Consider the following 446-nt stretch of genomic DNA (forward strand, 5'->3'; position numbering starts at 1 on the left):
TTTTCGTACTTGTTGGATTTCAAATAATATCTTGTAGTCTCTATACTATCCAAGTCATTTACAATTATTTATGTTTATCCTATTTGTTACTTGTGATCATCTTTAATTATAATTTAACTGTCGTTATTGTCAGTGTCTTAAGATTGCTTACCGGCTAACTAACCAATATTATATGGCGTCGTTTTTGTTAACATTCAGTAGAGATTTGAGCAATAAGCAGAGAATTCCATTATTTGTTGTGATAATGGTTATCGCGTCTCGATGAACTTTACAACGTCCACCACTATTCATAGAAATAGATATCTGGATAGCATCCCCTATGGCGGATAATTTACTTCTTAGCCGATAGGCTAACTGTGAGACATTGCCTTTAACTATAGTATTCTCTCTTCCGCTCCAGACATGAGTTATAATTTCATCTATAGGTATCTTATTGTTTTTCCTCT

At 33.2% G+C, this 446-nt stretch carries 1 protein-coding gene; it reads right to left on the reverse strand.

What is annotated here, in order from left to right:
• Positions 1-168 precede the first annotated feature (168 nt).
• A partial coding sequence (locus V1952_RS22515) for a hypothetical protein (protein WP_420075632.1) occupies positions 169-446 on the reverse strand: 278 nt, incomplete at its 5' end.

This window comes from Yersinia sp. 2542 StPb PI (assembly GCF_048593855.1).
In the GTDB taxonomy this organism is placed as follows: Bacteria; Pseudomonadota; Gammaproteobacteria; order Enterobacterales; family Enterobacteriaceae; genus Yersinia; species Yersinia enterocolitica_E.